Origin of the sequence: Cupriavidus sp. SK-3 (assembly GCF_000611145.1) — a bacterium.
GTDB lineage: Bacteria > Pseudomonadota > Gammaproteobacteria > Burkholderiales > Burkholderiaceae > Cupriavidus.
The window spans coordinates 1-7,650 of the sequence record NZ_JFJV02000177.1; the positions used below are offsets into that span (position 1 = coordinate 1).

Genomic DNA, 7,650 nt, shown 5'->3' on the forward strand with positions numbered 1-7,650 from the left:
ATGATGACCGCCGCACTGAATAAATCAGTCTCTCCCTTAGTGCTGCGCCATCCATATCCGACAAGAGGTTGAGACGTTATAAAAATATAAAAAAAAACAATTATCGCGTCGCCACCAGATCGATCGCGATGCGCCGTGTGTGACGCAGCCATATGAGGGGCAGATCCGTGAAGGTACCTACCTCGCACAATTTCCCCTCTTCCAGTGGAATGTGGAATACAGGCCGCTTTTTGTGGCGGCCACGCTAACGACGTCACATTGTCATCCGCGCGATTTCAAGGTGTCGCGAATCTCTCGCAGGAGCAGCACGTCTTCCGGCGTTGCGGGCGCTTCCACGGCAGGGGGCTTCTGCAACTTGCTGATCTGCCGGATCATCACAAAAATGATGAACGCGAGAATCAGGAAGTTGACTGCCACGGTGATAAAACTACCGTAGGCGAAAACCGGGACGCCGGCCTTCTTCAATGCGTCAAGGGTGTGAGGGATGCCGGGAGGGGGATCAGATAGGACGACGAAGAGGTTCGAAAAATCGAGCTTGCCGACGACTCTCGCTACCAGCGGCATGATGAGGTCATTCACCACAGAATCCACGATTTTTCCGAAGGCGCCGCCGATGATCACGGCAACCGCCAAGTCCACCACGTTGCCGCGCATTGCAAACGACTTGAATTCCTGGATCATGCCCATGATCTAGCGTCCCGTTCCGTTGTTAACTGATCTATGTTTGCGTAGGATGTTGGTATCAACGGAACGGGAGATACCAGCATGCCAATGGGCCGACCAAAGGTGGAACTGGTATAAATCTACCTGATCGTCAGGGAAGTGTTCCGTCGCGCCGCTGACGCGCTTGACGCTACCGATCCGGTCGGCGCCGCCACGCTGCGCCGCGCGTCGACCCACTGGCTTCGCCACAGCGCGGCCTTTCATCAGGCCGATGCGGGCACCATCTGCGCTTCATCCAGAAGAACCTACGGCACGCGTCGATCGAGACGACCGGCACTATCTACACGCAGAGGATGATCGCCGCCATGCGCAGACGACTCACGTACCGCCCGCGCCGGAAACCGCGGTACCATCCGGCAAACAGCCCCTGTAAAATGCCTGTCGCGTTGTCAACCCGAATCCCTCAGGCAATGTCCGTCTTATACGATCGCAAGCAAATCACGGATTGGTTAGGTTCCCACACGGTGGCCAAAGCACGCGAGTATGTGCACGCCGTCTCGGAGCTGCGCTGGCTCGGCGCCGACACACTGGGCGGCTGGGTGCAAGGCACACGGACCCGTCCGTATGATGTGCGCGCGTATTTTCACGATGTCGACGACGACATGTGGGTTGAAGGCGAATGTACGTGTCCGGTCAGCGTCGACTGCAAGCACGTGGCCGCGCTGCTTATCCCGGGTCTTGGACACATGCCAACACAACCGGTGTCAAGTGTTCGCTCTGAACTGGTTACCTGGCTGGAAGGCTTTCGTACAAAATACGCTCCGTCTCCCGGCAGTAAAAAGACGACCACCGCCAACACAGCGCTTGCGCTTGTTTATGTGATCACGTCCGGCTCTTACCGCAGTTCACACCTCAATCGTTTTTCGATGCCGGTCGCCGCCCCTTGCGCGTCCGGACGAGTGAGGGTTATGGTCTCGGCCGCCAAGGAGGGCGCCCCCCTACTAAAGGGGTAAGGCAAGGGTTCCTGCCGTCCGTAGAATCGAAACTTCCTACACACCCGATTCCGTCAATTGAGGAACCATCATGGGCTGGTGGAACAGATTCGCGCTCTGGCTTTGGCGGGACCGATATGACCACGACCCGGCCACCGGAGCAGAGGGTGAGCAGCACAACATTTCCCTCTGGAACCGTTTGCGCCCCGCTCGCGGGCGCCTGTTGAGCGTATTGCTGGACCGCCCGCTTTGGCCAGCCTTCGTTGGTGGCATCGGCGCGGTCAGCGCGATGTATTATATGGACATCGCCAAAACCGACCAGCAGGTGCACCGACACTCTGGGGAACTGCGTCTGCGTTGCGTTCACGAACCCGACCATGCACTCAGATGCCACCCAATCCCCGGTGAACGTTCACGGTGACTTCGCAGATCAAGCGTATGGTAGTGGCCTGCTTGTCCCCCGCGGCTGGCTGCCCCTTTACCGCCGGGCGACATGTTGCGCCGCCGCTCCACGGCCGCTCATGGCCGACAAAAGCCCTTCGCGGCCCGAACCGGTCACCGACCGCGACGGCACGGGGTTCGGTCATGCTCGCGGTGTACGATACTGGGAGTTCAATGTTGGTCCATGAGGGGAAACAATGGGGTTTTCTTACCAAAAGTTTCTCATCGCTCGCGAAGATACCCTGTGGCAGTTGCCAGCCGCCAAGTTCCAGCGGATGCTGCGAGATCCGCAAAATCATTGCTTAATCGCGTTTGCTGGGCAACGCGTGCGCACGGCCGATGTGGTGGTTGAACTCGTGGCGCGAGAACCGGTGCGCGTCGTTCGAACAACGTTTTCCATCCTCACGTTCGATACCGAAGGCCACCTCGACCCGGAGGCATTCGAAAAGCAGCAATTCGCCCTCGCGGAGTCGGTCGTTGCCCCGGTCCTCCCCGCATCCGCTGATGACCGCCACCAACCCGTCGTCGACGCATCCGCTCGATTCATCGCGCAAGGGGGCCAATGGATTCCGTCGCGGGATCTGGCGCGCGTAATCGATGAGGCCGCGTTAGGCCAACGACAGTGCGCCCGCCTGAGGTAGTCGCGCATGAGTGGCTCTTTGATGCGTGCGCGTGCCGACGGTGGTGCAGCGCCAGCGGAAACCGGTGGGGGCCGCGGAAGTCGAGGCCGATGGGGAAGTCCGAGTGCTTCATGATGGGTCGGCCAACGATGATGAGCACCGATTGTCGTGGAACGGGCGCAGCGGAATGCTGGGCTTGTGACTGCCCCACCGGGTGCGCATGGCGCCGGTCGTCCTCGGCGTGCAGATAGAGGCCCGTCGTCTCGATCGAGGCGTGCCGCAGGTTTTTCTGGATGAAGCGGATGTCGGTGCCGGCGTCGGCCTGATGTGAGGCGGCCGAATGGCGCTGCCAGTGCGTGGAGGCGCGACGCAGCGTGGCCGCGCCAGCCGGATCGGTGGGCGCGAGCGTGTCGGCCGCCCGCCCGAACACTGCCTTCGCGATCAGATAGACGGCTGTCGGCGTCAGGTGCCGCTTCACGTCCCCGGCCACGCTCAGGATGGCCGGGCTTTGGTCGCTCGGCGACGGCAGCGGCGGCAGGCCGTGGAAGGTGCGGTACCGGCCAAATTCGACCATCAAGGCATCACTCACCGGCACCTCGCCCTCGGCGCCGCCTTTGCCGACGACATGCAGCCACCAGCGGCCGCGTCGATGGAAAAAGTCTGCCGCCTTCGCGTGGGCGGCCTCGGTCGCGCGCAGCGCCGTGTGGTAGAGGAAGTGCATCACCCAACGGCTGCGCTCGTAGTGCTGGCGCTCTCGCGCCGTGGCCTGCGGCCAGGCCTCGACCGACTCGAGCACAACCTGCCAGAGCGCCGCGTCGAGATAGCGCTCGAAGCGCCGGGCGCGCGAAGCATTTGCCGCGCGCCCTCGCCGCAGCGCGAGCGGATTCAGGACGGAATGGTGCCCGGCAGCAGGATGGAGCGGTCGACCGTGCGGATGTCCCGGTGCCCGCAGAAGGCCATCGTGATGTCCAGCTCCTTTTGGATGATCTCCAGCGTTTTCGTGACCCCGGCCTCGCCCATCGCGCCCAGCCCGTAGAGAAAGGCGCGGCCGATCATGGTGCCCTTGGCGCCGAGCGCGATGGCCTTGAGCACGTCCTGTCCCGAGCGGATGCCGCTGTCGAGCCAGACCTCGATCTGCGAGCCGACGGCCTCGACGATGGGCGGCAGCGCCTCGATGGTCGACGGCGCGCCGTCGAGCTGGCGGCCGCCGTGGTTGCTGACGATCAGCGCATCGGCGCCGCTGGCGGCCGCCAGGCGCGCATCTTCCGAGTCCATGATGCCCTTGAGGATCAGCTTGCCGCCCCACAGCTTTTTGATCCACTCCACGTCGGCCCAACTCAGCGCCGGGTCGAACTGCTCGGCCGTCCACGAACTCAGCGACGACAGGTCGCCCACGCCCTTGGCATGGCCCACGATGTTGCCGAAAGTGCGGCGCTTCGTGCCCAGCATCCCCAGGCACCAGCGCGGCTTGGTCGCCAGGTTGATCAGGTTGGCGATGGTGGCCTTGGGTGGCGCCGACAGGCCGTTCTTCAGATCCTTGTGGCGCTGGCCCAGCACCTGCAGGTCGAGCGTGAGGATTAGCGCCGAGCACTTCGCAGCCTTGGCGCGTTCGATCAGGCGTTCGACGAAATCCTTGTCGCGCATGACGTACAGCTGGAACCAGAAGGGCGCCTGGGTGTGCGCCGCGACGTCCTCGATCGAGCAGATGCTCATGGTCGAGAGCGAGAACGGAATGCCGAATTTCTCGGCCGCGCGTGCCGCCAGTATCTCGCCGTCGGCATGCTGCATGCCGGTGAAGCCGGTCGGCGCGATGGCCACCGGCATGGCGACGTCCTGCCCGATCATGGTGGTGCGCGTCGTGCGGCCCTCCATGTTCACGGCCACGCGCTGGCGCAGCTTGATTTTCTGGAAGTCGCTCTCGTTGGCGCGGTAGGTGCTTTCGGTCCACGAGCCCGAATCGGCGTAGTCGTAGAACATGCGCGGCACGCGACGCTCGGCCAGAACCCGCAGGTCTTCGATGGTAGTGATGACGGTCATTGGAAAATCTCGTTCAGGTTTGTTGCTTCGAACGCCGCACTCAGCGCACCACCATCAGGGTGAAGGGCCAAACGTAGGCTTGCATCGTGACGAAGAGGCCGACCAGGCAGGCGAGCGCAATGGAGTGGAAGAATACGTAGCGCAGGATATCGCCTTCGTGGTTGACCCAACGCGTGGCGGTGGAAGCCACCACGATCGACTGCGCGTCGATCATCTTGCCCATCACGCCACCCGAGCTGTTGGCTGCACCCATCAGGTTTGCGCCCAGACCCAGGTGGCCGGCCGCCACTTTCTGCATGCCGCCGAACAGCACGTTCGACGCGGTGTCCGAACCCGTCATCGCGACGCCGAGCCAGCCCATCAGCGTGCCGAAGAAGGGATACAGCACGCCGGTGTTGGCGAAAGCCAGCCCGAGCGTCGTGTCGGTCCCCGAATAACGCGTCAGCGTGCCCAGCGCCAGCATCAGCACGATGGTGAACAATGAGTAGCGCCCCAGCCACAGCGTGCGGAAAAAGGTGCGCACGATTTCTACTGGGTTGTACTTCATGACCAGCGCGCTCACGACCGCCGACAGCAGGATCCCCGTGCCGGTGGCCGAGAGCAGGCTCAGCACGTAGACGGCGCCTTCCTTGCTGGGCGCGCGCACCACCGGCGGCATTTTCTCGACCAGGTTGTGCAGCCCGGTCATCGGGAATTTCGGCGCATAGAGGTGGTCGAGCCAGGTCTTGACCGAGGGCAGCCCCCAGACGAACACGAACACCGTGAGGATCACCCAGGGCGTCCAGGCGCGCACCAGTTCGGCACGGCTGTGGCGCACGATCGGGCCGGTCGGCTTGGCTTCGTCGGCGCTCACGTCGCGGCCCTTGAGCGACGGCGAGGTCCAGATCTTCCTGGGCTGCCAGACGCGCAGGAACAGCACCAGCGAGACCATCGAGACCAACGCCGCGATGATGTCCACCAGTTCGGGGCCGATAAAGTTCGAGACCAGGTACTGCGGGATCGCGAACGACAGGCCGGTCACCAGAATGGCAGGCCAGATTTCCATCATGGCCTTGCGCCCGGCAAAGGCCCAGATCAGCCAGAACGGCACCATCAGCGAAAACAGCGGCAGCTGGCGGCCGATCATGGCGGTGACCTCCATCAGGTCGTAGCCGTGCACCTTGGCGAGCGTGATGACCGGCGTTCCCAGGGCACCGAAGGCCACCGGTGCGGTGTTGGCGATCAGCGACAGGCCCGAGGCGGCCAGCGGCGAGAAGCCCAGCCCGATCAGGATGCCCGCGGTCACCGCCACCGGCGTGCCGAAGCCGGCGGCCCCCTCGAAGAAGGCGCCGAAGCAAAATGCGATCAGCAGCAGTTGCAGCCGCCGGTCCTCGGTGATGCCCGAGAGCGAGTCCTGCAGGATCTTGAAGCTGCCGTTCTGCTCGGCGAGTTGCTGCAGGAAAATGATGTTGAGCACGATCCAGCCGATCGGCAGCAGCCCGGTGAAGCCTCCGTAGAGCGCCGCGCGGCCGGCCATGCCGGCCGGCATGCCATAGGCGAACACGGCCACCAGTGCGGCGGCGAGCAGGCCCAGACCGGCCGCAATGTGGGCCTTGATGTGGAAAACCCCCAGGCACGCCAGCATCACCACGATGGGAATGGCCGCCAGCGCGGTGGAAATGAACATGTTGCCAAAGGGGTTGTAGACCTGCTGCCACACCATCGTAGTCTCCTCGACAGTTCATCCGTCGTTGAGGCAACAATATAGCCAGCGGCGAGCGGCTTGGGATGAATCGTTGGTTGCCGCGGCGTGAATGATTTTCAAACGGGCGGGGCGGAGCTCATCCGAGCGCGTGCTTCAGCCACTCGACAAAGGCCGCGCATTCCCAGCGGTCGAGCGTGCCCGGCTTCCAGCACAGAAAGTAGTGGTGCGGCGAGGGCACGCTGCGCGGCGAGAGGCGAACCAGCCGACCGCTGTCCAGCCAGGCGGCGCCCAGCCGCAGACGCATCAGGGCGACGCCGAAGCCGGCGACCGCCGCATCGAGTACGAGGCCGATGTCGTTGAACTGCGCCCCCCCGCTCGGTTCGTCCAGCGTGATGCCGTTTGCGCTGAACCAGGTACGCCAGGGCTCGAGTGGGCAGCGGATCAAGCGGGCGCGCGAGACCGCGTCGAGCGTGGCGAATTCGTCGAGCGGCCCGGCTTCGTTCAAGTATTCGGGGCTGCACACGGGAGTCACCTCGTCGGACGAGAGGTGCAACGATTCGCGATCCGCATAGGGGCCGGTGCCGAAGCGCAGTTCGATGTCAGCCTCCTCGGCCGTCACGTTGAGCATCGGGATCGTGACCTGGAGCACCAGGTCGATCTCCGGATAGGCGTGGCGAAACAGCGCCAGCTTGGGTAAAAGCACCTGGCGAGAAAAGGTCGGCGTGACCGCGACACGCAGCCGTGTGGTGCCGGCTGCACTGCCGCGGCTGGGAATCTGCTGCAGCACGGCCAGCGCCTCGCGCACACGGTTCAGGTAGGCCGCACCCTCGGTGCTCAGGCTGAAGTCGCCGCGCGCGAAAAGCTTGATGCCCAGCTGAGATTCGAGCTGCCGGATGCGATGGCTGACGGCGCTGGGCGTGACACTGAGTTCCTCGCCGGCGAGCGTGACGCTGCGCAACCGGGCCAGCGTCTCGAACGCCAGCAGTCCTTGTATCGAGGGGATGCGCGAGGTAGCCATAGTGAATGGGATCATACCGCGCGAGAACCTCGGCTGGCGTGGATCAATGTCGCAGTTCCGCTCGTTAGCGGGATCGTCCGAAACTATAGTTCAGTGCACATGCGATTTTCAACTGAACGATCTTCGGCAAGTACTATCCGCTAACAGAGCTTTGCCCGGCCTAACGCATGCGGTTATACACATCTTTGACCGATC

Annotated in this window: 6 protein-coding genes and 2 pseudogenes; 2 read left to right on the forward strand and 6 right to left on the reverse strand. The window is 63.3% G+C overall.

The genetic code is table 11. From position 1 onward, the window contains the following. Nucleotides 1-261: 261 nt before the first annotated feature. Nucleotides 262-687 (reverse strand): large conductance mechanosensitive channel protein MscL, encoded by a 426-nt coding sequence (gene mscL, locus CF70_RS17315; RefSeq protein ID WP_035867154.1) that lies wholly within the window; start codon nt 685-687, stop codon nt 262-264. 114 nt (nt 688-801) lie between these two features. On the opposite strand from mscL, the pseudogene CF70_RS37950 reads away from it, so the two are divergent. Then, nucleotides 802-1,096: pseudogene (locus CF70_RS37950) on the forward strand (tyrosine-type recombinase/integrase); the annotation flags it as partial. A gap of 37 nt (nt 1,097-1,133) precedes the next feature. After that, nucleotides 1,134-1,676 (forward strand): SWIM zinc finger family protein, encoded by a 543-nt coding sequence (locus CF70_RS37955; protein WP_235185094.1) that lies wholly within the window; start codon nt 1,134-1,136, stop codon nt 1,674-1,676. Nucleotides 1,677-2,398: 722 nt separating this feature from the next. Here CF70_RS37955 and CF70_RS36660 read toward each other — a convergent pair. The 5 genes and pseudogenes from CF70_RS36660 to CF70_RS17345 all read right to left on the reverse strand — a co-directional run bounded on the left by CF70_RS36660 (nt 2,399) and on the right by CF70_RS17345 (nt 7,455). Beyond that, on the reverse strand, nt 2,399-2,650 hold the full coding sequence (locus CF70_RS36660; RefSeq protein WP_160172271.1) for a hypothetical protein: 252 nt from the start codon (nt 2,648-2,650) through the stop codon (nt 2,399-2,401). Nucleotides 2,651-2,891: 241 nt separating this feature from the next. Beyond that, nucleotides 2,892-3,602, reverse strand: a pseudogene (locus tag CF70_RS17330) (tyrosine-type recombinase/integrase); the annotation flags it as partial. Continuing rightward, the gene (locus CF70_RS17335; RefSeq protein WP_035867160.1) at nt 3,602-4,753 is read right to left on the reverse strand and encodes an alpha-hydroxy acid oxidase; all 1,152 of its coding nucleotides are present in this window, start codon (nt 4,751-4,753) and stop codon (nt 3,602-3,604) included. The pseudogene CF70_RS17330 and the gene CF70_RS17335, both read right to left, overlap by 1 nt. Nucleotides 4,754-4,793: 40 nt before the next feature. Beyond that, a complete protein-coding gene (locus CF70_RS17340) occupies nt 4,794-6,455 on the reverse strand; it encodes an L-lactate permease (protein ID WP_035867162.1) in 1,662 nt (553 codons plus the stop codon). Nucleotides 6,456-6,573: 118 nt separating this feature from the next. Then, a complete protein-coding gene (locus CF70_RS17345; protein WP_035867165.1) occupies nt 6,574-7,455 on the reverse strand; it encodes a LysR substrate-binding domain-containing protein in 882 nt (293 codons plus the stop codon). Nucleotides 7,456-7,650 lie beyond the last annotated feature (195 nt).